The sequence below is a fragment of the Mesorhizobium sp. WSM4832 genome (assembly GCF_055811115.1).
This window is the reverse complement of sequence record NZ_JBVVQH010000019.1, coordinates 82,255-109,047: the sequence shown is the minus strand read 5'-3', so window position 1 is coordinate 109,047 and position 26,793 is coordinate 82,255. Positions and strand designations below refer to the sequence as shown.

The 26,793-nt window shown below is 64.0% G+C and carries 24 protein-coding genes, 1 tRNA gene and 1 pseudogene; 20 read left to right on the top strand and 6 right to left on the bottom strand.

Annotated features, from left to right (window positions below; all coding sequences use genetic code 11):
• The first annotated feature begins 46 nt into the window (after positions 1-46).
• On the top strand, positions 47-1,600 hold the full coding sequence (gene atpD / locus AC0L2L_RS24680; RefSeq protein ID WP_473581929.1) for a F0F1 ATP synthase subunit beta: 1,554 nt from the start codon (positions 47-49) through the stop codon (positions 1,598-1,600).
• A gap of 253 nt (positions 1,601-1,853) precedes the next feature.
• Positions 1,854-2,261 carry a F0F1 ATP synthase subunit epsilon gene (locus tag AC0L2L_RS24675; RefSeq protein WP_473581928.1) on the top strand — a complete coding sequence of 136 codons (408 nt, stop codon included), beginning with the start codon at positions 1,854-1,856 and terminating at the stop codon, positions 2,259-2,261.
• A gap of 167 nt (positions 2,262-2,428) precedes the next feature.
• Here the strand turns inward: AC0L2L_RS24675 and AC0L2L_RS24670 are convergent, their stop codons facing one another.
• On the bottom strand, positions 2,429-3,940 hold the full coding sequence (locus AC0L2L_RS24670; RefSeq protein ID WP_473581926.1) for a mannitol dehydrogenase family protein: 1,512 nt from the start codon (positions 3,938-3,940) through the stop codon (positions 2,429-2,431).
• A 191-nt stretch (positions 3,941-4,131) separates the two neighbouring features.
• Between AC0L2L_RS24670 and uxaC the strand changes: the two genes are divergently transcribed.
• The 8 genes from uxaC to AC0L2L_RS24630 are packed head-to-tail and all read left to right on the top strand — an operon-like array spanning position 4,132 to position 11,231.
• Positions 4,132-5,535 carry a glucuronate isomerase gene (gene uxaC / locus AC0L2L_RS24665; protein WP_473581924.1) on the top strand — a complete coding sequence of 468 codons (1,404 nt, stop codon included), beginning with the start codon at positions 4,132-4,134 and terminating at the stop codon, positions 5,533-5,535.
• Between the two features lie 33 nt (positions 5,536-5,568).
• Positions 5,569-6,546, top strand: coding sequence for a TRAP transporter substrate-binding protein (locus AC0L2L_RS24660; protein WP_473581922.1), 978 nt, complete (start codon positions 5,569-5,571; stop codon positions 6,544-6,546).
• 32 nt (positions 6,547-6,578) lie between these two features.
• Positions 6,579-7,130 carry a TRAP transporter small permease gene (locus AC0L2L_RS24655; RefSeq protein WP_473581920.1) on the top strand — a complete coding sequence of 184 codons (552 nt, stop codon included), beginning with the start codon at positions 6,579-6,581 and terminating at the stop codon, positions 7,128-7,130.
• Entirely contained in the window at positions 7,130-8,410 is a 1,281-nt protein-coding gene (locus tag AC0L2L_RS24650) for a TRAP transporter large permease (protein WP_473581918.1), read from the top strand. Before AC0L2L_RS24655 ends, AC0L2L_RS24650 begins: the two co-directional genes overlap by 1 nt.
• Before the next feature lie 29 nt (positions 8,411-8,439).
• On the top strand, positions 8,440-9,213 hold the full coding sequence (locus tag AC0L2L_RS24645) for a FadR/GntR family transcriptional regulator (RefSeq protein WP_473581916.1): 774 nt from the start codon (positions 8,440-8,442) through the stop codon (positions 9,211-9,213).
• A 35-nt stretch (positions 9,214-9,248) separates the two neighbouring features.
• Positions 9,249-10,100: a 5-dehydro-4-deoxy-D-glucuronate isomerase gene (kduI, locus tag AC0L2L_RS24640; protein ID WP_473581915.1), complete on the top strand. Its 852-nt coding sequence runs from the start codon at positions 9,249-9,251 to the stop codon at positions 10,098-10,100.
• Complete coding sequence (kduD, locus tag AC0L2L_RS24635; protein ID WP_473581913.1) at positions 10,097-10,864, top strand: 2-dehydro-3-deoxy-D-gluconate 5-dehydrogenase KduD; 768 nt, start codon at positions 10,097-10,099, stop codon at positions 10,862-10,864. Before kduI ends, kduD begins: the two co-directional genes overlap by 4 nt.
• Positions 10,865-10,898: 34 nt before the next feature.
• A complete protein-coding gene (locus tag AC0L2L_RS24630) occupies positions 10,899-11,231 on the top strand; it encodes a cupin domain-containing protein (RefSeq protein WP_473581912.1) in 333 nt (110 codons plus the stop codon).
• A 165-nt stretch (positions 11,232-11,396) separates the two neighbouring features.
• Here the strand turns inward: AC0L2L_RS24630 and AC0L2L_RS24625 are convergent, their stop codons facing one another.
• The gene (locus AC0L2L_RS24625) at positions 11,397-12,023 is read right to left on the bottom strand and encodes a LysE family translocator (RefSeq protein ID WP_473581910.1); all 627 of its coding nucleotides are present in this window, start codon (positions 12,021-12,023) and stop codon (positions 11,397-11,399) included.
• Between the two features lie 357 nt (positions 12,024-12,380).
• On the opposite strand from AC0L2L_RS24625, the gene recQ reads away from it, so the two are divergent.
• Positions 12,381-14,225, top strand: a complete 1,845-nt coding sequence (gene recQ, locus AC0L2L_RS24620; protein WP_473581908.1) for a DNA helicase RecQ — start codon at positions 12,381-12,383, stop codon at positions 14,223-14,225.
• A 30-nt stretch (positions 14,226-14,255) separates the two neighbouring features.
• Here recQ and AC0L2L_RS24615 read toward each other — a convergent pair.
• A pseudogene (locus AC0L2L_RS24615) lies at positions 14,256-14,351 on the bottom strand (SEC-C metal-binding domain-containing protein); the annotation flags it as partial.
• Between the two features lie 616 nt (positions 14,352-14,967).
• On the opposite strand from AC0L2L_RS24615, the gene AC0L2L_RS24610 reads away from it, so the two are divergent.
• Entirely contained in the window at positions 14,968-18,942 is a 3,975-nt protein-coding gene (locus AC0L2L_RS24610) for an autotransporter outer membrane beta-barrel domain-containing protein (RefSeq protein ID WP_473581907.1), read from the top strand.
• A gap of 113 nt (positions 18,943-19,055) precedes the next feature.
• On the opposite strand, the gene AC0L2L_RS24605 is transcribed toward AC0L2L_RS24610, so the two are convergent.
• Complete coding sequence (locus AC0L2L_RS24605) at positions 19,056-19,937, bottom strand: DUF1186 domain-containing protein (protein WP_473581906.1); 882 nt, start codon at positions 19,935-19,937, stop codon at positions 19,056-19,058.
• 21 nt (positions 19,938-19,958) lie between these two features.
• Between AC0L2L_RS24605 and AC0L2L_RS24600 the strand changes: the two genes are divergently transcribed.
• The 3 genes from AC0L2L_RS24600 (at position 19,959) to AC0L2L_RS24590 (ending at position 20,850) form a co-directional block, all read left to right on the top strand.
• Positions 19,959-20,135, top strand: a complete 177-nt coding sequence (locus AC0L2L_RS24600) for a hypothetical protein (protein ID WP_473581904.1) — start codon at positions 19,959-19,961, stop codon at positions 20,133-20,135.
• 173 nt (positions 20,136-20,308) lie between these two features.
• A complete protein-coding gene (locus tag AC0L2L_RS24595; RefSeq protein WP_473581902.1) occupies positions 20,309-20,563 on the top strand; it encodes a type II toxin-antitoxin system ParD family antitoxin in 255 nt (84 codons plus the stop codon).
• Positions 20,563-20,850 (top strand): type II toxin-antitoxin system RelE/ParE family toxin, encoded by a 288-nt coding sequence (locus AC0L2L_RS24590; RefSeq protein WP_473581901.1) that lies wholly within the window; start codon positions 20,563-20,565, stop codon positions 20,848-20,850. The genes AC0L2L_RS24595 and AC0L2L_RS24590 overlap by 1 nt, the downstream gene beginning before the upstream one ends.
• A gap of 44 nt (positions 20,851-20,894) precedes the next feature.
• On the opposite strand, the gene AC0L2L_RS24585 is transcribed toward AC0L2L_RS24590, so the two are convergent.
• Complete coding sequence (locus AC0L2L_RS24585; RefSeq protein WP_473581899.1) at positions 20,895-22,496, bottom strand: caspase family protein; 1,602 nt, start codon at positions 22,494-22,496, stop codon at positions 20,895-20,897.
• Between the two features lie 342 nt (positions 22,497-22,838).
• Between AC0L2L_RS24585 and AC0L2L_RS24580 the strand changes: the two genes are divergently transcribed.
• From AC0L2L_RS24580 to AC0L2L_RS24565, 4 genes are all read left to right on the top strand, one after another.
• On the top strand, positions 22,839-23,069 hold the full coding sequence (locus AC0L2L_RS24580) for a sulfotransferase (protein ID WP_473581897.1): 231 nt from the start codon (positions 22,839-22,841) through the stop codon (positions 23,067-23,069).
• A 121-nt stretch (positions 23,070-23,190) separates the two neighbouring features.
• Positions 23,191-23,541: a DUF3024 domain-containing protein gene (locus tag AC0L2L_RS24575; RefSeq protein ID WP_473581895.1), complete on the top strand. Its 351-nt coding sequence runs from the start codon at positions 23,191-23,193 to the stop codon at positions 23,539-23,541.
• Between the two features lie 6 nt (positions 23,542-23,547).
• Positions 23,548-24,681, top strand: a complete 1,134-nt coding sequence (locus AC0L2L_RS24570) for a hypothetical protein (protein ID WP_473581893.1) — start codon at positions 23,548-23,550, stop codon at positions 24,679-24,681.
• A 337-nt stretch (positions 24,682-25,018) separates the two neighbouring features.
• Complete coding sequence (locus AC0L2L_RS24565; RefSeq protein ID WP_473581891.1) at positions 25,019-25,423, top strand: hypothetical protein; 405 nt, start codon at positions 25,019-25,021, stop codon at positions 25,421-25,423.
• Positions 25,424-25,492: 69 nt separating this feature from the next.
• Here AC0L2L_RS24565 and AC0L2L_RS24560 read toward each other — a convergent pair.
• Positions 25,493-25,582 (bottom strand) — tRNA-Ser (locus AC0L2L_RS24560).
• 409 nt (positions 25,583-25,991) lie between these two features.
• On the opposite strand from AC0L2L_RS24560, the gene rplU reads away from it, so the two are divergent.
• Positions 25,992-26,717, top strand: coding sequence for a 50S ribosomal protein L21 (gene rplU, locus AC0L2L_RS24555; protein ID WP_027166799.1), 726 nt, complete (start codon positions 25,992-25,994; stop codon positions 26,715-26,717).
• Positions 26,718-26,793 lie beyond the last annotated feature (76 nt).

Genomic DNA, 26,793 nt, shown 5'->3' with positions numbered 1-26,793 from the left:
CCCGGCGGGCAGCGTGAACAACGGATAGACGAGAAGGGCAAAGACGATGGCGAAAGCAGCTACCCCGAAGACCGCCGCCAAGGCGGCACCGGCCTCCAAGGCGGCACCGGCCGCGAAGGCCGCCGCTCCGGCGAAGAAGGCTGCGGCTCCGGCCAAGGCGGCGAGCGTTGCGACGAAGCGTGTCGGCGCCGCCGGCAAGGTTCGCCAGGTCATCGGCGCCGTCGTCGACGTGCAGTTCGAAGACCATCTGCCGGCCATTCTGAACGCGCTGGAAACCCAAAATGTCGGCAACCGCCTGGTGCTCGAGGTCGCCCAGCATCTCGGCGAGAACACGGTGCGCTGCATCGCCATGGACTCGACCGAAGGCCTGGTCCGCGGCCAGGACGTCTACGACACCGGCGCGCCGATCACCGTGCCGGTCGGTCCGGGCATGCTTGGCCGCATCATCAACGTCATCGGCGAACCGGTCGATGAGGAAGGCCCGGTCGACGGCATCGAAATGCGCGCCATCCACCAGCCAGCTCCGTCCTATGTCGAGCAGTCGACGGAAGCGCAGATCCTGGTCACCGGCATCAAGGTTCTCGACCTTCTGGCGCCCTACGCTCGCGGTGGCAAGATCGGCCTGTTCGGTGGCGCCGGCGTCGGCAAGACGGTGCTGATCCAGGAACTGATCAACAACGTCGCCAAGGCCCACGGCGGCTTCTCGGTGTTCGCCGGCGTTGGCGAGCGCACCCGCGAAGGCAACGATCTCTATCACGAGTTCATCGAGTCCGGCGTCAACAAGAAGGGCGGCGGCGAAGGCTCCAAGGCGGCACTGGTCTATGGCCAGATGAACGAACCGCCGGGCGCGCGTGCCCGCGTCGGCCTGACCGGCCTGACGGTCGCCGAATATTTCCGCGACCAGGGCCAGGACGTGCTGTTCTTCGTCGACAACATCTTCCGCTTCACGCAGGCGGGCTCGGAAGTGTCGGCGCTGCTCGGCCGCATTCCTTCGGCCGTGGGTTACCAGCCGACCTTGGCCACCGACATGGGCGCGCTGCAGGAACGCATCACGACGACGACCAAGGGTTCGATCACCTCGGTGCAGGCCATCTACGTTCCGGCCGACGACTTGACCGACCCGGCGCCGGCGACGTCGTTCGCCCACCTCGACGCCACGACCGTGCTCAACCGCGCGATCTCGGAAAAGGGCATCTACCCGGCCGTCGATCCGCTCGATTCCACCTCGCGCATGCTCGACCCGATGGTCGTCGGCGAAGAGCACTACCAGGTCGCCCGCCAGGTGCAGTCGATCCTGCAGCGCTACAAGTCGCTGCAGGACATCATCGCCATCCTGGGCATGGACGAGCTTTCGGAAGAGGACAAGCAGACGGTTGCCCGTGCCCGCAAGATCGAGCGCTTCCTGTCGCAGCCGTTCTTCGTCGCCGAAGTGTTCACCGGCGCGCCGGGCAAGCTGGTCGACCTCACCGACACCATCAAGGGCTTCAAGGGTCTCTGCGCCGGCGATTACGACCACCTGCCGGAAGCCGCCTTCTACATGGTCGGCGGCATCGACGAAGCGGTCGAAAAGGCGCAGCGCCTGGCGGCTGAAGCGGCATAATGAACAGCAACGGACCCGGATACGCTTCCGGCGATCGGGTCCGACTACTCCGGCTTAGCGACGAGTTCCTTTCGGATTTACCGGAGGCAGACACTGCAGCGCTGAAAACACTTGTCGGCCGGGAGTGGATTGTAGACGAATGGCACGAAACGCTTGGACAGGTGGAGATATCCAACTGCACGAGCCGGACGAGCAAGACGGCAACTATACACTCGGTGTGGGTGCCGCCCGAATGGGTTGAGCGGGTAGAATAATGGCTGAAGCTTTCAAGTTTGAACTGGTCTCGCCGGAGCGGCTGCTCGTTTCCGAGCAGGTCGAATCCGTCGTCATCCCGGGCGCCGAGGGCGAGATGACTGTCCTGGCCCAGCACGCTCCGGTCATGACCATGATCAAGCCCGGCGTCGTCACGGTGAAGACCGCGGCCGGCCAGGAAGCGCGCTACGTCGTGTTCGGCGGCTTCGCCGACATCCTGCCTTCCGGCTGCACGCTGCTCGCCGAATCGGCGGTGGCCGTCGGCGATATCGACCGCGCCGACCTCACCCGCCGTATCCAGGAGGCCAGGGAAGACGCCGCCGACGCCAAGGACGACGAGAGCCGCAGCAAGGCCGAGCAGTTCCTCAGCCAGCTCACCACGCTGGAAGCCGCGCTGCTGCCGGCCTGACGGGGCTCCCGACGATGGATTGAAAAGGCGGGGCTTGCCCCGCTTTTTTGTTTGCCCGTTCGGCTTGGAGACAAGTCCGCGCTGCTTTGCGAGAGCGTCTCGTTGTTTGCGCTGAAAACGGCGAGCCGCTCCGTCTCGTTGTCTGGCCTCAAGTCCTACGGAAACCGCTACTCGGCTGTACCGTTCTTGTCGCCGATCCCCAAGGCCGCAAAGGCAAGCACCGGGCCGCCCTGCTTGAAACAGGCGAGGTGAGTGGCGACAAATTCGACCAATCTCTGTCGTTCCGCATGGCCTTTAGCAAAGCCGGCGAGGTCGAACACGGCCGCCGCCATCTCTGCCGTCGGCAGATTGCGGCCAAAAAGGTCGTCGAGGGCGGCATCGAGCGGGTCGGTGAAGTGGCCCTCGGGCAGAGTTCTGCCGCGCGCGGCGCATGCGGCGATCCAGGCGGCGACAACCAGCGACAGATGTTCCGGCAGCAGGCCCGCCTCCAGCCGGGCAAGGGCGGAGGCAACAATGCGCTGCGGCAATTTCTGGCTGCCGTCATTGGCGATCTGCGCGGTGCGGTGGGCGAGCGCCGTGTTGGAAAAGCGCGCGGCGAGTTCGGCCGTGTAGGCGCTTGTGGCGAGCCCGGCATCTTGCGGCAGCGTTGGGATGGCCTCGGCCCAAAGCCTGTCGACGAATTGCCGGATCGCCGGATCGGCAAAGGCTCGGTCGACGGTGGCGTGGCCGCTGAGCAGGCCGAGATAGGCGATGCCCGAATGCGCGCCGTTGAGCAGCCTGAGCTTCATGTCCTCGAAGGGACCGACATCCTCGACCATGGCGACGCCGAATTTTTCCCAGGCCGGCCGGCCGGCCGGAAAGCGATCCTCGACCACCCATTGCCGGAACGGCTCGGTCATCACCGGCCAGGCGTCCTCGAGGCCGAGCTGTTGCGCGATGCGCGCCCGGTCGGCATCCGTGGTCGCCGGCACGATGCGGTCGACCATAGAAGACGGGAAGGCAACATCGTCGGCGACATAGCCGGCTAAAGCCTGGTCGCCAGCGATGGCATGGGCGTCGCGCAGCTTCGCGAACTCGATCAGCAGCCGGTGCAGCGTGGCGCCGTTGGCCGGCAGGTTGTCGCAGCAGAGCACGGTAAAGGGAGGCGTGCCGGCAGCGCGGCGGCGCGCGGCCGACTCGGCGAGAAAGCCATGCGCCGTCTTCGGCGATCCGGGGTTGGCGAGGTCGTGGACGATATCGGGATGGGCGTCGTCCAGCGTGCCATCGGCGGCACGAAGATATGCCTTTTCCGTGATGGTCAGCGTGACGATGCGAATGCGCGGATCGGTCAGCGCGGCAAGCACCGCGCCTGGGTCCTCGGGGGCGACGAGCAAGGACTGGATCGAGCCGACGACCTGCAGCTGTTCGCCCGCGCTGTCCCTGATTGCCAGCGTATAGAGCCCATCCTGCGGCGCCAGCGCATCGCGCGTGTCGGGGCTGCGCAGCGACACGCCGATAATACCCCAATCGGTTTCGTCGTCGGCCAGGCAAGCGTCGACATAGGCCGCCTGGTGGGCGCGGTGAAAGGCACCGACACCGAGATGGACGATGCCTGGCGTCACTGTAGCGCGATCGTAGCGTGGTATGGCTATGGCGCCCGGCAGCTTTGCGATCGTGGTGCTGGAAAGACGGCAGTTCATCGGCGTGTGAGTCTCCGGTCGGCGCGTCAAACCGTTAGCCTGGCAGCAACGGGACGGCAGCGGGTTACCATCCCCGCTATCCTCGCACAATGGCCGGAGTTTATGCAAAAGTCATCATACAACAGACTAATTTTTGTATGTTGACATTACATCCAAGCGATCTACCAATAGTGCAGCCTGGGAGGAGCTGAGTGGCTGCATTGACCGATCCGGACCTGCTGTTCGCGCCGGAAACGCGATCATTGGCGCGTGCCCTTTACGCGAGTGTGAAGGACCTGCCGATCGTCAGCCCGCATGGCCACACGGACCCGCGCTGGTATGCGCTCAACGAGCCGTTTCCCGATCCGGCGCAATTGCTGATCGTGCCGGATCATTACATTTTCCGCATGCTGTTCAGCCAGGGCGTGCGGCTGGAGGAGCTCGGCGTTCCGACGCTCGATGGGGCGCCGGCCGAGACCGACGGCCGGACGATCTGGCGGCGTTTCGCGGAGCATTATTATCTCTTTCGCGGCACGCCGACGCGGCTGTGGCTCGACCATGTGCTCGAGCATCTGTTCGGCATCGACGAGCCGCTCAGCCCAAACACCGCCGATCGTTGCTACGACACGATCGCGATGCTGCTGCAGCGCGACGACTATCGCCCGCGCGCGCTGTTCGAGCGCTTCAACATCGAGGCGATCGCCACCACCGAGGGTGCGCTCGACGACCTCAAATGGCACCGGATGATCCGCGACAGCGGCTGGAACGGCCGCGTCGTCACGGCCTATCGGCCGGACAGTGTGGTCGATCCCGATTTCGAAGGGTTCTCGGCCAATCTCGATCGCCTCGGCGAAATCGCCGGATGCGACACCGGCACATGGGCCGGCTATCTCGATGCGCACCGCAAGCGCCGCGCCTATTTCAAGGAATTCGGCGCGACTTCCACCGACCACGGCCATCCGACCGCCGAGACCGCCAATCTATCCGACGCGGCTGCCGAGGAGCTGTTCAACCGCATCCGCCGCGGCTCCGGCGATGAGCGCGAGCGGCGGCTGTTCCGCGCCCAGATGCTGACCGAGATGGCCAAGATGAGCCGCGACGACGGCCTGGTGATGCAGATCCATCCGGGCTCCTGGCGCAATCATTCGCCTTCTGTTTTCCAGAAGTTCGGCCGCGACAAGGGTTTCGATATCCCGACCAGGACCGATTATGTGACGGCGCTGAAGCCGCTGCTCGACTGCGTCGGGCTGGAGCGCGATCTTACGGTCATCCTGTTCACGCTGGACGAGACGAGCTACGCGCGCGAGCTGGCGCCGCTCGCCGGCGTCTATCCGGCGCTGAAGCTCGGGCCGGCCTGGTGGTTCCACGACAGCCCGGAAGGCATGCGCCGCTTCCGCGAGATGACCACCGAGACGGCCGGCTTCTACAACACCGTCGGCTTCAATGACGATACCCGCGCCTTTCCGTCGATCCCGGCGCGCCACGACGTCGCGCGCCGCGTCGACTGCGCGTTCCTGGCGCGGCTGGTCGCCGAACATCGACTGCGCGAGGAGGAGGCGCATGAGCTGGCGCGGGAGCTTGCCTACACACTTGCCAAGAAAGCGTACCGGCTTTGAGCCGGCGCCGACGATTTTTCAAGGGAGGAAGTCATGTTGCATTTTTCGAAGTTGATGGCGGCGACATTCGCCATTGGAACTCTGATGATCGGGGCGGCAAATGCCGAAACGGTCTTGCGCTCTTCGGACACGCATCCGGACGGCTATCCGACCGTCGAGGCGGTCAAATACATGGGCGATCTGATCAAGCAGCGGACGAACGGACGCTACTCGATCGAGGTCTATCATTCGGCCCAGCTCGGTGAGGAGAAGGACACGATCGAGCAGACGCAGGCCGGCGTCATCGATCTCAATCGCGTCTCCATGGGGCCGTTCAACGGCATCGTGCCGGAAACCGCCGTGCCGTCGCTGCCTTACATCTTCCGGTCGGTCGATCACATGCGCCATGTCATGGACGGGCCGGTCGGCGAGCAGATCCTGAAAGCCTTCGAGGCGCATGACCTCGTCGGCCTCGCCTTCTACGATTCCGGCGCGCGCTCCTTCTACAACACCAAGAAGGACATTACCTCGCTCGCCGACCTGAAGGGCATGAAGTTCCGCGTCATCCAGTCCGACGTGTTCGTCGACATGGTCAACGCGCTCGGCGCCAACGCCACGCCGATGGCCTATGGCGAAGTCTATTCGGCGCTGCAGACCGGCGTCATCGACGGCGCCGAGAACAACTGGCCGAGCTTCGAATCCGCCAAGCACTACGAGGTCGCCAAGCACTACACGATGGACCAGCACCAGATCGTGCCGGAGGTGCTGGTGATGTCGAAGGCGAGTTGGGACAAGCTGTCGCCCGAAGACCAGGCGATCGTCAGGCAGGCAGCCAAGGACAGCGTCGGCAAGATGCGCGAATTGTGGGACGCGCAGGAGAAGAAGTCGCGCGACATCGTCGAGAAGGCCGGCGTCAAGGTCAGCGAGATCGATAAGCAGCCGCTGATCGACGCGATGAAGCCGGTCTATGAAAAGTATCTGGCGACACCGGAGCTCAAGGACCTCGCCGCACGCATCCAGGCCGAGAAATGAGCAGGATGGACGAGACATCGGGTGGCGCGGGCATGTCCGCGCCACCTGCCAGGGCGCTGAACGCCTTCTGGCTGCGCGTCGAGCGGATGCTGGCGGCTCTCGCCCGGCTGTCGCTGTGGATCAGCGGCGCAGGGCTGACGCTGATGACGATCATCATCTTCTGGCAGGTGTTCTCGCGCTATCTGCTCAACCGCTCGCCAAGCTGGACCGAAGCCTTCTCGGTGCTGCTGATGGGCTGGTTCATCTTTCTTGGCGCCGCGGTCGGCGTGCGCGAGCGCACCCATCTCGGCTTCGACGTGCTGCTCTATTTCCTGCCGGGTTCGGCAAAGGCGGTGCTGCGCAGCATCTCCGACATCGTCGTGCTGGCGTTCGGCGCCGGCATGATCATCTACGGCGTGCAATTGGCGAGACTGACCTGGAACACGGTGATGCCTTCGCTCTCGCTGCCCGGCGGCGTCAGCTTCCTGCCGGTCATCCTGGGCGGCGCGCTCGTCTGCCTGTTTTCGCTCGAGCGACTGGCGGGACGCTTTGCCGGCCTGCCAGTCGATGCTGACCAGTATGCCACGGGCGAGGAGGGTCTTTAATGGCACTGATGGTTCTGTTCGGCGTCTTCGTCTTCCTGCTGATCATCGGCACGCCGATCGCCTTCTGCCTCGGCGTGGCGAGTTTCGCGACGATCATCGTGCTCGGCCTGCCGCCGGTGGTCGTGTTCCAGCGGCTGAATTCAGGCGTCAGCGTCTTTTCGCTGATGGCCATCCCATTCTTCATCTTCGCCGGCGACCTGATGGTGCGCGGCGGTATCGCGGCGCGCCTGGTGGCGCTCGCCGGCTCGCTGGTCGGGCATCTGCGCGGCGGGCTCGGTCAGGTCAACATAGCGGCATCGACCATGTTCGGCGGCATTTCGGGCTCGGCCGTGGCCGATGCGTCCGCCGTTGGCGGGCTGATGATCCCGCAGATGAAAGCGCGCGGCTACGGCATCGACTATGCCGTCAACATCACCTCGGTTGGCGCCATCATCGCCCTGCTGATCCCGCCGTCGCACAACATGATCATCTATTCGATCTCGGCCGGCGGCCGCATCTCGATCGCCGACCTGTTCACCGCCGGCGTCATACCAGGCCTGCTGCTGGCGCTGTCGCTGATGGTCACCGCCTACTGGGTTGCCAGCCGGCGCGGCTATCCCACCGAGCCCTTCGCCGGCTTCGGGCGCGCCTTGCAGCTGCTCGTTGCCGCCGTTCCCGGTCTTATCCTGATTGCGATCATCTTCGGCGGCGTCCGGTCCGGCATCTTCACCGCCACGGAAAGCTCCTGCATCGCCATCGTCTACGCTTTCCTGGTGACGCTCATCATCTACCGCTCGATGAGCTGGAGCGACTTCGTCGCCGCAACCACCGCGGCGGTGCGCACCACGGCGATGGTGCTGATGATCATCGGCTGCGCGGCGGCCTTCGGCTGGCTGCTCGCCTATCTCAGGGTCCCGGCGGCGCTCGTCGCGTTCCTGCAATCGGTGTCGGACAACAGGCTGGTGATCCTGCTGTTGATCAACGTCGTGCTTTTGATCCTCGGCACCTTCATGGACATGTCGCCGCTGATCATCATCACCACGCCTATCTTCCTGCCGGTGGTCATGGCCTATGGCGTCGACCCGGTGCATTTCGGCGTCATCCTGATCCTCAATCTCGGCATCGGCCTGTGCACGCCGCCGGTGGGCGCGGTGCTTTTCGTCAGCTGCGCCATCGGCCGCATCCCGATCTGGACGGCGATGCGGTCGATCTGGCCGTTCTACGGGGCGGCCTTCGCGGTGCTGATGCTTGTCACCTATGTGCCGGAAATATCACTGTGGCTGCCAAGCCTTTTCCACTAACGGGGCCTTTTCCATCAGGAGTCACTCAGGTGTCCACGGTCGCAACGGATCTCAGGATCGAACGGAAGCCGAAACTGTCGGAGACGGTGGTCGCGGCGATCCGCAAGCAGCTGTTGGCGGGCGGGATCCCGCCCGGCAACAAGCTGCCGACCGAGGGCCAGCTGACCGAGACGTTCGGGGTCAGCCGCACCGTCATCCGCGAGGCGCTGGCCAAGCTTGCCGCCGATGGCCTGGTCGAACCGCGGCAAGGCGCCGGCGTCTTCGTCAGCGAGCATATTTCCACGACCTTGGGCGTTTTGGCCGCCGACATGGGCAGCAAGGATTCGATCGCGCTCAATGTGCTCGAGGTACGGCTCGCCATCGAGATCGAATCGGCAGGCCTTGCCGCCATCCGCCGCAATGCCGCGCAGGAGGCCGCGATCCAGGAGGCTTTCTTCGAGTTCGAGCGGCTCCTGCTCGCCAGCCAGCCGACCGGCCCGGCCGATCTCGCTTTCCACCGGGCGATCGCCAGCGCCACCAACAACCCGTTCTATGTCGAGATGCTCGACGTGCTTGGACGCCGGGCCATTCCCTGCGACGTGACCTCGCCCTGGTCGACCGAGCTCGTCCAGTCGGACGACTACCAACGCGGCCTGCAGCGCGAGCATCTCGTCATCCTCGATGCGATCTCGGCCGGAGATGCCGGTGCCGCGCGCGAGGCGATGCGCGCGCATCTCACCCGCAGCCAGCAGCGCTATCGCGAGCGGCTGCAGGCACGACAGGCCTATTACGCCAAATCGGTGAAAGCCGCGGCGACCGAGTGATCATTCGAGCAAGGTAAAATGGCGAGCAAGGTAAAATGGACCACAAACACACCGAATTTTCGTCGCGCTTCGCCATCGATCCCACCGCCGCCGCAGCCATGGGCACCGACGAGCTGCGCCACCATTTCCATATCGAAGGGCTGTTCCAGTCCGATGCCGTCAGCCTGACCTACACCCATTACGACCGCATGATCGTTGGCGGCGCCATGCCGACCGATAAGATCCTGCCGCTCGAAGCGATCAAGCCGACCGGCACCGAGGCATTTCTCGACCGCCGCGAGCTGATCGCCGTCAATATCGGCGGCGCAGGAACGGTGACGGCGGATGGCCTGCCTTATGAGATGGCGGCGCGCGACATGGTCTATCTCGGCATGGGTACGAAGGAAGTCTCGTTCGCCTCGGCGGACCCGGACAAGCCGGCAAAATTCTATTTGCTGAGCGCGCCGGCGCATCAGACCTATCCCGGCCAGCTGATCCGCATCGGCGACGCCAAGCGGCTCGACCTCGGCAGCCAGGCGACCAGCAACGAACGCTCGATCTTCCAGTTCATCCATGCCGATGGCGTCAAGACGTGCCAACTCGTCGTCGGCATGACGCAACTCGCGCCCGGCTCGGTGTGGAACACCATGCCTTGCCATGTGCATGACCGGCGCATGGAAGCCTATCTCTATTTCGATCTGGCGGAGGGCCAGCGCGTCTTCCATTTCATGGGGGAGCCGGACGAGACGCGGCATATCGTCATGCGCAACGAGGAGGCGGTGCTGTCGCCCGGCTGGTCGATCCATTCCGGCGCCGGCACATCCAACTATGCCTTCATCTGGGCGATGGCAGGCGACAATGTCGACTACACCGACGTCGACCCGGTGACGATGGACCAGCTCCGGTGAGCGATCTTTCCGCCTTCAGTCTCACCGGAAAGCGCATCCTCATCACTGGCGCCAACACCGGTATCGGGCAAGGCATCGCCGTGTCGGTGGCGCGCGCCGGTGGCCTTGTCGTCGGCGTCGGCCGCTCGCCCATGGACGATACGGCACAAAAAGTCGCGGCGGCGGGCGGCAGCTTCGAGGCGGTCAAGGCCGATCTTGGCGATCCGGCCGCGGCAGCCGCCATGCTCGACCGGGTCTGGGCGCAGAGCGGCCCGCTCGACGGACTGGTCAACAATGCCGGCATCATCCGGCGCGCGGACGCGGTCGACCTTACCGAAGCCGATTGGGACGAGGTGATGGAGATCAACCTGAAGACGGTGTTTCGCCTTTGCCAGGGTTTTGCCAGGCGCGTGCTGGCGCAACCAGGGCGGCGCGGCAAGATCGTCAACGTCGCCTCGGTGCTGAGCTTCCAGGGCGGCATCCGCGTCGCCTCCTATACGGCCTCGAAACATGGCGTGCTCGGCCTCACAAGGCTGCTCGCCTGCGAGTGGGCGGCGAAAGGCATCAATGTCAACGGGATCGCGCCGGGCTATATCGAGACCAACAACACCGAAGCCCTGCGCGCCGATCCCGATCGGAGCGCCGCCATCCTCGGGCGCATCCCGGCCGGGCGTTGGGGCCAGCCCGGCGATATAGGCGACGCGGCGGTGTTCCTGCTCGCTCCAGCGTCGGACTACGTGCACGGCACGGCGATGCCGGTCGACGGCGGCTGGCTGGCGCGGTGACCGTTTCCTGCCAACTTCGAATGGAAGCCAAGCGATGACCGAGATTTTTTCCCATGCAGGCGAGAAGGCCTGGGAGCCGACGCCGGACGGCAACCGACGGCGCGTGCTGGTGCATACCGATGAACTGATGATGGTCGAGTTCGCCTTCGAAAAGGGCGGCGTCGGCGCTCTGCATTCGCATCCGCATGTGCAGGCAAGCTATGTCGCCGAGGGCCGCTTCGAGGTCACTATCGACGGCCGATCGGAGGTGCTGGAAACAGGAAGCAGCTTCATCGTGCCGTCCAATCTCGTGCATGGCGTCAAGGCGCTGGAGGCCGGGCGGCTGGTCGACAGCTTTGCGCCTTGCCGGGCGGACTTCCTCGGTTGAGGGTCAGCCATTCAAAGGAAAACCCGCGCCGTTAAGCGCGGGTTTGTTGCCTGGGCGCTTGTGGCGCCGCTGCGGTACTCAAAACACCGCCGCAGAGAAGAGCGACGGTGCCGCAGCAGGGTAAAGATAAGTTTAACGGCCGGATATCGCCAAGCCCGTGCAAGTTCAGCGCTGCTGCAGGGCAAGCCGAACGCCGAGCCCACAATAGATGCCGCCGACCACCTTGCCCTGCCATTTCAGCACTGCCGGATTGCGGCGCAGGAAGGAACCCAGGCCGCCCGCGCTGACGGCGAAGACGACCGTGCTGAAGAGCCCGAGCAGGACGAAGATGATGCCCAACGCCATCAGCTGCAGCATCACGAAACCGCCTTGCGGGTGCACGAACTGCGGCAGGAAGGCCAGGAAGAACAAAGCGGTCTTCGGATTGAGCACCTCGGTCAGGATCGCCTGCCGGAAGGCCCTGCCGGCCGAGATGGGCAGCGATCTGCCCGCCAGATCGGCCGGCGCCTTTTCGAGAATGGCGCGGATGCCGAGATAAACGAGATAGGCCGCGCCGATATATTTGATGATGCTGAACAACATCGCCGACGCGGCGATTATGGCCGAGATGCCGACAATGGCCATGATGGTGTGGATCACGTCGCCCGCGGCGACACCGGCGCCGGTGGCAATGCCGACCTTCGTGCCCGAGCTGGTCGCGCGCGCGACCGTAAGCAGCGTGGCGGGTCCCGGGATGAAGACAAAGCCGAACACGACCGCGACGTAGGTGACGAGCGTGGCGGGGTCGATCATGCGAAGTCTCCTTTTGCGTCGACCGCCGCGGTGTCAGGCGGCTGGACGTTGTAGCATCGGAGAATACGCCGGCGGGACTCTCAGGCCGATATGCCAGCGATGGCTTTCCGATGACGACATAAAGCGTGTCGCGCTGAAACGGATTCAGGCGACACGCTTTAAGTTTTTGTTCTTATGCATGTCGTTGTCCCAGAACCGCTGCACACTTCGGGGCGACATGCATTGGCGCGAGGCGACAGGTTCCCGCAAAGCGCGGTTGTGGCCGGATGACGGCTGCGCTACTCCAAGGCATCACGCGGTGAATCACTTGGCTGGTCTTAACATCCTCCCGAAAACGAATTCCTCGGTGTCAGCCTGATGCCGGCACAGGCAGCCGGCATGCGGGCCGAGGATCACGAGCGGCGTGTCCTGAAGGACGTGTTCGGTTTCGACGACTTCCGCCCCGGACAGGCCGCTGTCATCGAGGCGTTGCTTGCCGGGCGCCATGTGCTGGCGGTCATGCCGACCGGTGCGGGCAAATCGCTCTGCTATCAGGTTCCGGCGCTGGTCAAAGGCGGGCTTACCATCGTGGTTTCGCCGCTGGTGGCGCTGATGCAGGACCAGGTCGCCGCCTTGCGCCTTGCCGGCGTGGCCGCCGAGACGATCAATTCCGCGCTCGACCGCGAGGCCAATGTCGCGGCCTGGCGCCGCGTGGCGGCCGGGCAGACGCGGCTGCTCTACATGGCGCCGGAGCGATTGATGACGGATCGGATGCTCGAGGCGCTGTCGCGGCTCGACGTCGGCCTGATCGCCATCGACGAGGCGCATTGCATCTCGCAATGGGGACCGGCCTTCCGGCGCGAATATGAGGATCTGTCGCGATTGCGCGGGCTGTTTGCCGACGTACCGATCATTGCGCTGACGGCGACGGCCGACGAAGCGACGCGCGCCGATATCGAAGCGCGGCTGTTTGCCGGGCGCGCCGAGACCCTGGTGCTGGGTTTCGACCGGCCCAACATCAAGCTGGCGATGGAGGCCAAGCAGGACAGCAAGCGCCAGCTGCTGCGCTTCGTCGAGCGTCACCAGGGCAAGAGCGGCATCATCTATTGCCTGTCGCGCCGCAAGACGGAGGAGATGGAGGCTTTCCTGGAGAAGAACGGCGTGCGCGCGCTTGCCTATCATGCCGGCATGAGCAAGGAGGCGCGTGAAGCGAACCAGAACGCGTTCATGACGCTCTCCGGCGTCGTCATGGTCGCGACCATCGCTTTCGGCATGGGTATCGACAAGCCCGATGTCGCCTATGTCTTCCATACCGATCTGCCGGGCAGCCTGGAGGCGTATTACCAGGAGATCGGCCGCGCCGGACGCGACGGACGGGCGGCGGAGGCGCATATGCTCTACGGCCCCGGCGACATCCGCACGCGCCGGATGTTCATCGACGACGAGAATACCTCGCCCGAGCACAAAAGGCGGGCGCATCGCCGGCTCGACACGCTGATCGGCTATTGCGAGACGGCGCAGTGCCGGCGCCAGGTGCTGCTCGGCTATTTCGGCGAGGAGGCGCAGGCCTGCGGCAATTGCGACAACTGCCTCGACCAGGCGCCGCGCGCGGATGGCGGGACGGAGGCGCGGATCATCCTTGCCGCGGTCGCGCAGAGCGGCGAGCGCTTCGGCGCCGCCCATGTCATCGACATCCTGCTTGGCCATGAGACCGAAAAGGTGCTGGCGAGAGGCCATCAAAAGCTCGCCAGCTTCAGAACCGGCATCGCGCACAGGAAGGCGGTGTGGATGTCGCTGATGAGGCAACTTGTCGCCGGCGGCTTCCTGGTGCCTGATCCCGACGGCCATGGCGGGCTCGCCATCTCCGAAAGCGGCCGCGCGCTCGGCCGTGGCGAGGTGGCATTCCAGTACCGCGTCGAGACGCGAGATCCGCTGGCGCGCGGCAGGAAGCGCGCCGCGCAGGGCTCCGCCACGGGCGGCGAGGGCGTGGACGCTTCCTTGCTGGCAGCGCTCAAGACGCTGCGGCTGCGGCTCGCCAAGGAGCGCCAGGTTCCGGCCTATGTGGTGTTCTCCGACCGCACGCTGATCGACATGGCCGAGCGCCGCCCGCGCGACCTCGACGATTTCGCCGAGGTGAATGGCGTCGGTGCGGCGAAGCTGAAGGAGTTCGGGGAGGTTTTTCTCGCAGCGATCGCGACGCATCAATCCGGGGGACCAGGTTAAGGCAGACGCGGCCGGCGCATCATGCTCGTTCTATTGTTGGCTTGCGAGGCAGCATTTCTTGAATTTCTTGCCGCTGCCGCAAGGGCACGGATCGTTGCGCCCGACGTCGCGCCAAGGATTGACCACCGATTCCGTCGGGCTCGCCCACGCCAGCGGCAAAGGCGGCTGCCGTCTTCGGACCGCGCGCAACGCGGGACCGGATTCTTCGATCCTGATCGTGCACAGGCCGATTGCGAGATCCGGCACCTGTCGTCGCTACGGCATGAAGGCAGTCTTCTATCGGGAACAGTTCGAAGTTGTCGCTGCCATTGGCGAGGAGTTTTTCCAAGTCTTCTTTTTTTATGGTGCCTCAATCGTCAAACCTCACCGAAAATTCTACGCGAAACCATCCAGCTTTCAACAGCTAGCGCTAATATACCTGACACGTAAAGCTTTAGTTACCTTCCGGTGCCTGTTGCCCGCAGGCAACATGCTTGATGAAAAGCGGAATGGCGCGGGGACAACTCTTGCCCTCGACTATAGTTGGCCTCTCTATTGCAAGTGGCGCACGGGTTCTCTTTCAAAGCCTTCATAATCGTGATGAGACACGCCTTGGGTCGTTGCAGTCGGCGCAGCTTGCCGATGTTGTTGCGCCGGTAGGGCGCGCGACGGTCTTTTGTGAGGGCAAGGCATGTCTGGCGTGATATTTTCGGGCGCGGCTCGTCGAGCGGCTCGTGCGAAAGTTCTTCTTGCCTCAACCTCCATGGCGGCCGTGCTGGCGGCCTCACTGCCGGCGGCGGCTGACAGCACCTGGATTACCACCAATGGCAATGGAAACTGGAGCGATTCGGCGAACTGGAATCCGGCCAGCTTTCCCAATGCGTCCGATGTAACCGCGACTTTCAACGCGGTCGTTCCAAACTGGAACTACGCCGTTGTTCTGACCGGCGGTCCGTACAAGGTCGGCACGCTAAACCTCGATAGTTCCATCGCCAACAGCGGTTATAACCTGCAAGCGGGAACACTGACCATGGAGGTCAGTTCGGGGTCGGCTGCGATCAATGTGCAGAGCGTCAATTTCGCAGCCGATTTTGCGACCACGGCAACGCTGCTACTGAATTCCAATACGGTGGTCACCACCGCCAGCTTCGCGGCACATCTGACGGTCGACGGCCTGGTCACTGGCGCCGGCGCACTGACCGTGGCCGGCCCCGGTTCTGTCGTTCTCAATCACACCAACAACACCTATGCCGGCGGGACCAATATCGCCGGCGGCGCGCTGCGCATCGGGGCCAGCGGAGCGCTCGGAACCGGCACTGTGACGTTCACCAGTAGCGGCACGCTCGGCGCGAATGCCACGGCGACGCTGACGAACGACATCGCGATAAACGATGGGGCTACCGCGACGTTCGGTGCGGCGGCGGGACAGACGCTGACGCTGGATGGCTTTCTTGGCATCGGCGGCGACGCGAACATGAAGATCGGCTCCGCGACCGACACCGGCACGGTGGTGTTCGCGCCGACGTCGGTGGGCTTCGGCCAACTTTTTAGCAACACCTATGAGGTGGCCGGCGGCACCTTACGCGTTGGCAGTCTCGCATTCAGCACCGGATTCCTCGCCGACGGAGTCTCGACGACGGTCGACAGCGGCGCCACGCTCGACCTGAACGGTTTCAACACAAGCGTGAACACCCTCCTCGGCAGCGGCACGATCACAACCGGGGGCGCCACACTGTACCTGAGCGGAGGGACCAACTTCGCCGGCGCCATCACCGGAACTGGTGCGCTCCATGTGTTTCCCAGCGCACAGACGCAGATACTCTCGGGCGCCAACACCTATACCGGCGGCACCACGATCGATGCCGGGGCCAGACTGCAACTCGGCAACGGCGGCGCCAGCGGATCGATCGTCGGCGACGTGCTCGACAACGGCTTGCTGGCCTTCAATCGGTCCGACACCAATACGTTCGCCGGCGCCATCAGCGGCACCGGCGCGCTCGCTCAAAACGGCACCGGCACGACGATCCTCACCGGCGCCAACACCTATTCGGGCGGGACGACGATCGCAGCCGGCGCGCTGCAACTCGGCAATGGCGGCGCCGGCGGTTCGATCCTCGGCGACGTCGCCGACAATGGGACGCTGATCTTCAACCGGTCGGACAGCTATACCTTCGCCGGCGCGATCTCGGGAACTGGTTCGGTTGCGCAAATCGGCACCGGCACCACGATCCTCACCGGCGCCAACACCTATTCCGGCGGGACGACAATCGCTGCCGGCGCGCTGCAGCTCGGCAATGGCGGGGCCGGCGGGTCGATCGTCGGCAACGTTGTCGACAACGGCCTGCTGGCGTTCAACCGGTCCGACGCCTACACCTTCGCCGGTGCGATCTCGGGAATCGGTTCTGTTGCGCAAAATGGCACCGGCATCACAACCCTTACCGGGACCAGCACCTACACCGGCGGCACGACGATCTCGGCCGGCACCCTGCAGCTCGGCGACACCGGCAATACCGGCAAAATCGTCGGCGCCGTGGTCAACAATGCCATATTCAGCATCGTCAATGCCGACACGACAGGCATCACTTCGATCGCCAACAACGGCTCGACGAGCTTCTTCAACGCAACAAACGCCGGCAGCGCCCACATCACCAACGATGGCGGCCTCGCCTTCTTCGGCACCAGCACGGCCGGCGGCGCCCACATCACCAACAATGGCGGCCTCGCCTTCACCAGCACCAGCACGGCCGGTAGCGCCAGCATCATCACCAACGGCGGCGGCCAGGCCTATATAGCCGAGAGTGCCAGCGGCGGGACTGCCCGCTTCACCCTGAACGGCAGCGGGTTGCTGGATATTTCAGGGCTCACGACCGGCGGCACCACAGTCGGTTCGATCGGGGGTGACGGCAGTGTCTTTCTCGGCGCGGCGGATCTCGCGGTCGGCGGCAACAATCTCTCGACCATTTTTTCGGGCGTGATCCAGGACGGTGGTTTCTCCGGCGGCGTCCACGGCTCGTTGACCAAGACCGGCACCGGCACGCTCGTTCTCTCCGGCACCAACACCTATACCGGCGCGACCACGATCGACGGCGGCGTGTTGGAGGTCGACGGCGCGATCACCAGCTCATCGAGCGTGACCGTGAACGCCGGCGGCACCTTGACCGGCACCGGCCTTGTCGATCCTCCCAACACCGTGACCATCGCGTCCGGCGGCATTCTGGCGCCAGGCAATGGCACGCCCGGCACGTCGATGACGATATCGGGCGATCTGACGTTCCAGTCCGGCGCGCAATATCTGGTGCAGCTCGATCCGGCGACCTCGTCGTTCGCCAACGTCACCGGCACGGCGACGCTCGACGGGGCGACGGTGAATGCCGTCTACGCCAATGGCGGTTATGTCGCCAAGCAATACACCATCCTGACCGCGGCCAGTGTCAAAGACGCCTTTGGCTCGCTCGTCGACACCAACCTGCCTTCCGGTTTCAAGGCGGATTTGAGCTACGACGACACCCACGCCTATCTCGATCTGTCGCTGGCGTTCGTTCCGCCGCCAGGCACAGGGCTTTCCGGCAACCAGCAAGCCGTCGGTGACGCCATCATCGACGCCTTCGACACCAATGGCAGCATTCCGCTGGCGTTCGGCGGCCTGACGGCGGAAGGGCTTTCCCAGCTCTCCGGCGAGGTGGCGGCCGGTGTTGCCAATGCCGGCATCGACAGCGCCGACCAGTTCATCAACGCGCTCGATGCCCAGGCAGGCCAGGGCGAGGCGGCTACGGCCGGCGGCGGTGCGGCGACGGCCTATACGGCAGAAGAGGCGGCCGGCGGCAAGGACCAGTTCGCCGCGCTCGGCATGAAGGCCAGCCACAATGCCGACCTGCTGGGGGCCGACCTGGTGGGCTCCGTCTTCGCCAGCCGCTGGCAGGCATGGGGCGCCGTCTATGGCGGTGCGCAGAAGATCGGCGGCGATGCCGTCGTCGGCTCGCACGACACGAATGCGGATATTTTTGGCGTCGCCGGCGGCATCGTCAGGAACTGGGGCGACAGCCGCCTCGGCGTGGCGATCGGCGGCGGCTCGTCCAGCTTCTCATTGTCTGATGATCTCGGCTCCGGCCACGCCGGCACGTTCAATCTCGGCGTCTTCGGCCGGCAGGGTTTTGGCGACGCCTATGTCGCCGGCGCGCTGGCCTACGGGTTCCACGACACCGACACCAGCCGGGCCGTGCCGGGCGACACGCTGAAGGCTTCCTTCAACGCGCAGACCTGGTCGGGACGCGTCGAGGGCGGCTACAGCTTCGCCACGCCGGTCGCCGCGCTGACGCCCTACGCCGCCTTCCAGGCCACGGCCTATCACCTGCCGGGCTATGCCGAGACCAGCGCCGGCTCCGGCGACTTCGCGCTCGGCTACGCATCCCAGACGACCACCGCCACGCGCTTCGAGCTGGGCCTCAACCTCGACAAGGACATCGCGCTGCAGGATGGCGCGAAGCTGACGCTGTCGGGCCGCGCCGCCTGGGCGATCAACGGCAGCACCGACCGCAAGGTGACGGCGACGTTCCAAAGCCTGCCCGGCGCGACATTCACCATCGACGGCGCCGAGCCGGACACCAACGCCGCGCTCGTCAATGCCAGCGCGACATACACATCCCGCTCCGGCCTGTTTGCCTCGCTCGGCTTCCAGGGTGAGTTCTCGGGCAATGTCCAGAGCTATGCCGGCAAGGCGAAAGTCGGGATCAGCTGGTAATGGTGGCTCGACGGCGGGACGCACCAATAATGCGTGTAGCCGCTCAAGGGTTTCCGACGCATCAGTCCGGGGGACCAGGTTGAGGTCGAATCGGCCGGCGCGTCATGCTCGTCCTATTGTTGGCTTGCGAGGCAGCATTTCTTGAATTTCTTGCCGCTCCCACAAGGGCACGGATCGTTGCGCCCGACGTCGCGCCAGGTATTTGTGGCCGGCTTCGCGTGCGACCAGATCGACTCTGGCAATGAGGGTTGCCAGTCCTCATCAAGCTCGAAATCGTCCTCATCAAGCTCGAAATCGTCGTCATCGCCAAGGCCGCGAGTCCAGTCCAGCGACTCAAGGACATCCTCGATGTAACTCAGCCTGGCGCGGTCGAACCGGCCGATGTCGCCCGGTTCCTGCTCGGCCTCCTGCAGATCGCGTTCGAAGTCGCTGCGATCAAACGCATCTTCCGGTATGCGGTCCTCGTCCCAGGCGCTGTCGACAAGCGGAACGAGGTCGCGCAGGGCAAGCATGGCGATCGCCTCCAGCCAGCCGACCCAGGCGCAATCCCAGTCGTCGGCCAGCCTTTCGTGGTAGAACCGCTCAAGGAACTGCCGTGTGCGGCCGCGCTCGATACGGCCGTCCCAGGTCAAAAAGGTCACAGCGCCAAGCACTGCGTCGCGGATGAATTCGTCGACGGAGCGGTCGGCTATCATATCGAACAGCGCGTCGGCATCGCCGTCGAAGACGCCCGCGACGATGCTCGACAAGGTTTCGGTCACGGCATCGCCAAGCAGCCCGTCGGTTTCCTCCATGGGGCGGCGCAACAGGCGCAGCAGGGATTGGCATGCCTGGCTGTCGCGGGCGCCGCCAAGAATATGCAGGCCCCTGAAGACCAGCATCTCGTCCTCGTCCGACAGAGGCTCTCCATCGGCGGCGCGATCAAGGATCGCGCGCAGCAGGGGAGCAGACTCCTCAATCCGGATCGTGCACAGGACCATCGCCACATCCGGCACGTCGCGCTCGGTCGCTATGGCATGCAGATAGTCTTCTATCGGGCCAAGCTCGAAGTCGTCCCTGCCGCGGCCGAGGAGCTTTTCGGCCTCTTCCTTCTTCATGTCATCCTCACGCGCCCGCCGCAGCCCAATTTATGGCGGATCATTCGCCTTGCAAACCTCATCCAGGGCGAACGCGCTCCGCACCCACAATTTTGATGACGTGCTCCTGTTTCCGAAGATACGCGGACTGCAGAGGTTGGCGTTCGCAGTGATAGGCGCGCCTACGACTATCTTCCCAAGGCGATGCATGGCGCAATGTACGAAGGGTAGCACCGAAGATTTTGACAAAATTTGTCAAAATCTGCCATACTGTCTGCATGGAGGCCGATGTGGCGACGATGAACGTATCATTGCCCGATCCCATGAAGGAATGGGTAGAGGCTCAGACCCAAACGGGGCGCTATGCCAATGCGAGCGACTATGTGCGCGACCTGATCCGCAGGGATCAAGAGCGCAACGACAAGATCGCGGCCATGCAGCGCTTTGTCGATGACGGCCTGAAGAGCGGAGTCGGCAGGCGCTCCAAGGACACGCTTTTTGCAGAGGCGGTCAAACGGGCAGAGGCATCGCGCGGCGATCGATAATGGGGTTCCGCCTTTCAATAGCGGCGGAAGAGGACATTATCGGGATTGCCGAGCAGGGTGTCCGCCTGTTCGGCCCAGAGCAGGCCAGACAATATCATGATGAATTGTTTGCCATCTTCGATCTGATCGCCGCCAGCCCGCGCATCGCGCGGGAGCGATTTGAGTTGTCGCCGCCGATGCGGGTCCATCTGTGCAAGGCCCATCTCGTCGTCTACCGGATCGAGGAAGACGGTGACATCCTCATTATCCGCGTGCGCCATGGACACGAGGATTGGGCGAGAAACTGATGGGCGGGAACGGTTTTGGGTGATTCCGCAGTCCGCCACGGCATTCAATAATGCGCGTAGCCGCTCAACGGACATCTCTGCGACGCGGGGACCTCGAAGGTGCCGTCTATGCCGCTGCAGGTGCGGAACCGGGACTTTCGTGCCGTCTTTGATTTCGGCGCCGGTCTTGGATTGGCTGCCTCGCGTTGTTGTCTCGGCTTCGCACGGACGGCGGGCCGCGGCTTCTCGGTCTTTTGCGATGCGGCGCTTTCCGGTTTCTTCGCTTCCGCTTCCGGCGCCGGCTGGGCGCGGTAGCTCTTCAGGGCATCGTCCGTGTCGAGTTTCAGGCGAGCGTATTGCCCCGGGGTCAGAAAGGTGGTCGGGGGCAACCGGTTTTCTTCCTGCCAACGGCCGATGGCGCGGCGCGTCTTGACGCCGAAGTCGCCGTCGGCCTCGTCCAGGTCGTAACCGATCGCCAGCAGCCTTTCCTGCACATCGATCTTTTCCTGACGATCAAGGCCGATCAAGCCTTCCGTCAGATCGGTCCCGACGTCGGTTTCCGGATTGCTGGCCGCGGCAGGAGGTTGCGCCGCAGTGGCCAATCGCGCCGCGTCGCTCTCAGTATTGGCGACAACGGTCGGTGTATTGCTGATGGGGGGCTTCTTGAGCTGATCGATGTTGAGGCGGGCGAGATCGGCGAACGCGCCCTTCGGAAATTGCTGCAGATAGGCCTCGTAATGCGCCAGCGTGTTGCGCTTCGAGGCCTCGTCCCAGACACGCTGCTCGATTTCCCATCCGCGCGCGTCTGAGCTTGGGGGCTGGGCCGGATTCTCCGTGGCCGACGGTTGCGGAGCTGGGGCGGCCGATGGCGGCGCTTGCGGGCCGATAAAGACCTCGCGGCCGAGCGAGGCATTGTGCCAAGGTCGCTGGCGCCCGTCCGTTTCAGCCGTCACTTCACCGCGAACTCGGGTCAGCGCGCTCTGGATCTCCACGCCCGGTTCGGCAAGATGCCTGGCCAGCGACATCGTGTAGGGGCTGTTGGCGCCATTGCCGTCGTAGGACACGGCTCCAGGGTCTGTCGCAAAGGCGATCAGCACGCCGCCGGTGCCGACATCCGCCGTGACGTCGATGGGTGCCAGGCCCGGCGCGGTGGTCGAGCGGCTCTTCGGCAACGAAGCCGCCAGGGTCCTCGCCAGCGGATTGTCCCGGCAGGCATCGAGGATGACGATGCCGACGGCCGGGTCCGTCGGGAGAGCTGAGAGCAACTCGTCGATCTGGATGGTGCGGGTCTTGAGATGCGCGGGCGCCGTGAGCTCCGCATCGACGGGGATCAGATAATTCTTGCCGTTCACCTGCATGCCGTGGCCGGCGTAGTAGATCAGTGCCGTGTTCGCGTCGTACGAGGCTTCGGTGAACTTGTTCAACCGATCACGCATTCCGGCATAGTCGAGATCGACGCCTTCGATGACGTTGAACCCCGCCTTGCGCAAGACTTCGGCCATCAGGCGAGCATCGCCGGCGGGATTGGGAAGGGCCGGCGCGTAGACATATTTGCTGTTGCCGATGACCAGGGCGACTCGGTTGTTGCCGGCAGCAAGGGCACCTGCCTGCAGCAGATCGGCTGCAGCCAGGAAAAACAAACCGACAATGGCGGCCCAGAACCTCATCGCGCGCACTTTCAACGCACTCTCAATTCAATCAAGTCGCGGCTTTGCCTGCCAGTCGCAATTTCATGTGGCCCCTTCCATGAAATACATAACACATTAGCGCCGTCGAATGCGCAAACCGTCGCGCTTTGAGCCGTTGCCAGATTGCCCGGCGAGCCGGCCCAGCGGGATGCGCTCGGAAGGCAGCGTACTCGTCAAACGAAGGCCGCCGCCGAAGGTGTGGCTGCTGTCTCAAATCCCGCGCCGGGTCATCGCCGTCGCTGTGGGAACATTCCTTATTGCAATCATCGAGAGAAGAGGATTCGAATAAGTCTTCGGGAGAGACGCAATAGGTGAACAGGGGTGTGGGCACGGCTTGTTCCAAAGCCGAAAGCTTCCATATTTATCTGTGGTTTTGGCCATACCGGCTCGACCTTGTTCGCCCGGATATTGGCCGCCCATCCCGATGTCTTCAGCGTGCCACGGGAGACAAGCGCCTTTGTCTCGGACAAAGGCGCCAGATGGACGAAGCTAGGGATAGCCGTTCTAAAATGGAGTGGGCACGCGGATTATTCCGAGGCAAAGAGACCTTAGACCGGAGACTCAAGCGGCAACAACATCAGTCGTTGGGTCTGGCGCAAACGCGCCGGCAAAGACCGCAGCTTGGTCGCAACGTCCGCCGTGAACATGTGGGATGCCATCGCGAGGCACGCAGTTGATCAGGGCAGGGGCGAGGCTGGTCGACGAGCGGGAGAAGAAGGCAGAAGCTAATTGCGGTCTTCCTGAAGCTCCGTCGGCGATCCGACCCAACGAATGGAACTACGATATTCGCGGCGCGTGGGCGGGAGGGCGATGCCGGTTCATGCAACGCTATCGGTCGGGCATGGAACACAATCGCGGCGAGGAGTTTGATGCGCCGTTCACCAGGCTCGATCGAATCGGACCAGATCGGTTTGACGTCTACTGGATGCGGCACACGGGCAAATGGCGGCGGCTCCATACGGACCTAACTCTCGTCGAAGCCCTGAGAATCCTTGAAGCTGACGAACTCCTGCATCCGGTCTGAGCGGCAATGAGCGAATACCAATATTACGAATTTCAGGCGATCGACAAAACCCTCGGCGACGCGGATCGCCGGGCACTGCGCGAGCTGTCGTCGCGGGCGCGGATCACAGCCACCAGCTTCACCAATTTCTATGAGTGGGGAGACTTCGGTGGCGACCCGGACCAGCTCATGGAGCGCTGGTTCGATCTTCACCTCTACTTGGCAAACTGGGGCTCGCGCCGCCTGATGATGAAGCTGCCGGCCCGGCTGGTCGACCGCGACCGCGTAGGCGCTTTTCTCGGCAACGAGGAATCGTCGACGCTCAGGGTTGCCGGTGAGAACGTCATCTTGAGCATCTGGCGCGACGAGCTGGAGCCCGGCAGCTGGGATAACGGCGAAAATTGGCTGGCGATCCTATCGTCGCTTCGAGCCGATGCGCTCGCGGGCGACCTCAGGCTGTTTTATCTGATTTGGCTCATGGATGTCGAAGTCGAAGCGGTAGGATCGGATGAACCGGAGCCGATGCCCGGACTCGGGCCGTTGACCGAGGCGCTCGAGGCCTTCGCCCAATTCTTCTGCATCAACCAGGACCTCGTCCAGGCAGCGGCGGAGCGAGGCGAGGCCGCAGCTCTTGATGGGGTGCCGCCGGGGACGGCCGAGCGAATAATCGCGGCAATGAGCGACGCGGAGAAGAACGGCCTGCTGATGCAGATGTTCAATGGCGAGCCGCACGTATCCGCCGAGTTGCGAGCCTTGGTACGGGCGCGCTCCGACCGCCAGACGGCTATCCCGTCCGGCGTTCCGCGCACAGCTGCCGATCTGCTGACCCGCGCCCGCGAGATCCGTCTTGCCCGAGAGCGCGCCGAGGCCGAACGCGCGGAAGCGCAGCGGCGGCTGGAGGCGGAGGCGGCCGAGAAGGCGCGCGAGCTGCGGCTTGTGGCCATTCGCCAGCGCGGCGAAAGCATCTGGCGGGACGTCGAGGATGAAATCATGCGGCGCAACCCCGCGGGATATGACAAGGCGACAGCCCTACTTTCCGATCTCCAGGCGCTCGCCGAAAAACAGGGCACCGTCGAGGAATTCCGCCTCCGGCTTCAATCGATCCGGGAGCGTCATGCCGGCAAGGGCCGCTTTATCGAACGCGTGGTGACGCTGGGATAGGGGGGACCATCGCAGCACGGCAAGCGAGGCGATTGATTTTCCCCTACAAGGATCGGCATCACCATGTCTGCCTATCTTGTCAAAACAATAGAAAACACCGCCGCTTTGCCGACGCGGAATAGAGAGGTTTCCGAGCGCGCGCCGGGCGAGGCAGAGGGGTGGGTTAGGTCTGCGGTGCGGAGACATCCGGCTCGTGGCGCCCTCTTAGCCGCGACAATCTTCCGCTTGTTGTGTAAAACTGGACTTGGGTAGGGAGGAGCCATCATCTTGTGCGTTTGTTGCTCGCGGTTGGACAGTGCTGATTTGTCGATGGCGCGACGCACGTTGAGCGGCAAAAATGGCTGAAAATCCGTCTCCCCAGTCGAGCATGCGCGATCTTATGGCGGCTGTCGCATATGTGCTCATGCATTGGGGATGGCTTGAGGAAGAAGTCCGCACGCGTATCGAGGCGATCGAGCCAGATCACCAGTTGCCCGAGGGATCATCACTGTGGGCCCACTGGCGCGAAGTTGAGCCAGAGGCTTGCCAGCGGGTCCGGAATGACATCCGAACGCTGGCCGATATCCGAAATTGCCTTGCACATGGGCTATGCGGTGCTAAGGCGGACCCGCGCTCCGGCAGTGAGCCACATGTGGTTTGCCGCACGGCGACGGGCCAGCGAACGATCAAAATATCCGAGTTGGAGAGCGTGGCTGACGCGCTTCACGTCGCAAGGAACGACGTGCGCGACAGCCGCGTTTGACCGCCCTGGTGGGAAAGAACACGCTGCCTACGCAAGAACCGCAGAAATCTGGGTTTTTCGGGGCTTGACTGGCGGAGAGGGAGGGATTCGAACCCCCGATACCCTTGCGAGTATGCCGCATTTCGAGTGCGGTGCATTCGACCACTCTGCCACCTCTCCGCGAGGTCTTGGTCGGCCGTTGCCGGCGCGGCGCACTAGATAACGGCTGGCTGCTTCAGTTACAAGGCCCTATTCGCGCGATTCCCGGCTTCTTCGAATGTGGTCGCGACGCGATGGCCGGAGCCTCGCCGGCTTGCGGCTCACCGTGCATTCGCTATCGGGCCGACCGGGAACGCAATGCGGCCCGGTGACGGCGGCGAACCGCTGGCAAGCGGCGCGGTTCGTTCCTGCACCAGTCGCGAAAGCCGGGCTTGCCTTGACTCCGACGCAACCTTCGGTTAGGGACAGCCCGCAATCGGCGTGGAGGCTCTTCCGCGCCGCTTGTTTATTAAACCCGCAGACTGACAAAAAGACGGCCGAACCGCCTGAGGCGGCTCATCGAGGCCGACCGAACAGCGAAAGGCAAAAAATGTTCGCAGTCATCAAAACGGGCGGCAAGCAGTATCGCGTCGCCGCCAATGATCTGTTGAAGATCGAGAAAGTCGAAGCCAAGGTCGGCGACATCGTCGAGATCGGCAATGTGCTCGCGCATGGCGAGGGCGAGAATGTCACCTTCGGCGCACCCTTCGTCGATGGCGCCATGGTCACGGCGGAAGTCGTCGAGCAGGGCAAGAACCGCACCGTCATCGCTTTCAAGAAGCGCCGCCGCCAGAATTCGCGCCGCAAGATCGGCCACCGCCAGCTTTTGACCACCGTCAGGATCGCCGAGATCCTGCTGGGTGGCGCCAAGCCGGCGAAGAAGGCCGCCGCAAAGCCGGAAGCCAAGGCTGAGGCCAAGGCGCCAGAAGCCAAGGCGGAAGTCGCCGCCGAGGCGAAGGCCGAGGCCGCGCCGAAGGAAGCCAAGGCCAAGAAGGAACCCAAGGCAGAGGCCGCCCCCAAGGAGGCCGCTGCGAGCGAAGAGGCAAAGGCCGCGCCGCTGTTCAAGGCGCCGAAGGGCGAGCCGGACGACCTGACCGTGATCAAGGGCATCGGCCCGGTCGCGGCGAAGGACCTCGCCGAGCAGGGCATCGTCACCTTCGCGCAGCTCGCCAAGCTGACCGACAAGGATGTCGCCAAGATCGACGAGCACATGCCGTTCAGCGCCGACCAGATCAAGGACTGGCGCGAGCAAGCCAAGGAACTGGCGAAGAAGTAAAAACGAACCGGCGACAAGGTCGCCGGATCGGACTTGAAACGGAACGCGAACGCGTTCATAAGACCATTCAAGCGCC

What these genes read in the sequence shown, in the direction of transcription:
- AC0L2L_RS24625 (WP_473581910.1), bottom strand. Translation starts at nt 12,023, where the DNA reads ATGATCGACCCCGCCACGCTCGTCACCTACGTCGCGGTCGTGTTCGGC.
- AC0L2L_RS24610 (WP_473581907.1), top strand. Translation starts at nt 14,968, where the DNA reads ATGGCGGCCGTGCTGGCGGCCTCACTGCCGGCGGCGGCTGACAGCACC.
- AC0L2L_RS24655 (WP_473581920.1), top strand. Translation starts at nt 6,579, where the DNA reads ATGTCCGCGCCACCTGCCAGGGCGCTGAACGCCTTCTGGCTGCGCGTC.
- rplU (WP_027166799.1), top strand. Translation starts at nt 25,992, where the DNA reads ATGTTCGCAGTCATCAAAACGGGCGGCAAGCAGTATCGCGTCGCCGCC.
- AC0L2L_RS24660 (WP_473581922.1), top strand. Translation starts at nt 5,569, where the DNA reads ATGTTGCATTTTTCGAAGTTGATGGCGGCGACATTCGCCATTGGAACT.
- recQ (WP_473581908.1), top strand. Translation starts at nt 12,381, where the DNA reads ATGCCGGCACAGGCAGCCGGCATGCGGGCCGAGGATCACGAGCGGCGT.
- AC0L2L_RS24590 (WP_473581901.1), top strand. Translation starts at nt 20,563, where the DNA reads ATGGGGTTCCGCCTTTCAATAGCGGCGGAAGAGGACATTATCGGGATT.
- AC0L2L_RS24570 (WP_473581893.1), top strand. Translation starts at nt 23,548, where the DNA reads ATGAGCGAATACCAATATTACGAATTTCAGGCGATCGACAAAACCCTC.
- AC0L2L_RS24585 (WP_473581899.1), bottom strand. Translation starts at nt 22,496, where the DNA reads ATGAGGTTCTGGGCCGCCATTGTCGGTTTGTTTTTCCTGGCTGCAGCC.
- AC0L2L_RS24675 (WP_473581928.1), top strand. Translation starts at nt 1,854, where the DNA reads ATGGCTGAAGCTTTCAAGTTTGAACTGGTCTCGCCGGAGCGGCTGCTC.
- AC0L2L_RS24670 (WP_473581926.1), bottom strand. Translation starts at nt 3,940, where the DNA reads ATGAACTGCCGTCTTTCCAGCACCACGATCGCAAAGCTGCCGGGCGCC.
- atpD (WP_473581929.1), top strand. Translation starts at nt 47, where the DNA reads ATGGCGAAAGCAGCTACCCCGAAGACCGCCGCCAAGGCGGCACCGGCC.
- AC0L2L_RS24630 (WP_473581912.1), top strand. Translation starts at nt 10,899, where the DNA reads ATGACCGAGATTTTTTCCCATGCAGGCGAGAAGGCCTGGGAGCCGACG.
- kduI (WP_473581915.1), top strand. Translation starts at nt 9,249, where the DNA reads ATGGACCACAAACACACCGAATTTTCGTCGCGCTTCGCCATCGATCCC.
- AC0L2L_RS24600 (WP_473581904.1), top strand. Translation starts at nt 19,959, where the DNA reads ATGCAGATAGTCTTCTATCGGGCCAAGCTCGAAGTCGTCCCTGCCGCG.
- AC0L2L_RS24650 (WP_473581918.1), top strand. Translation starts at nt 7,130, where the DNA reads ATGGCACTGATGGTTCTGTTCGGCGTCTTCGTCTTCCTGCTGATCATC.
- AC0L2L_RS24565 (WP_473581891.1), top strand. Translation starts at nt 25,019, where the DNA reads ATGGCTGAAAATCCGTCTCCCCAGTCGAGCATGCGCGATCTTATGGCG.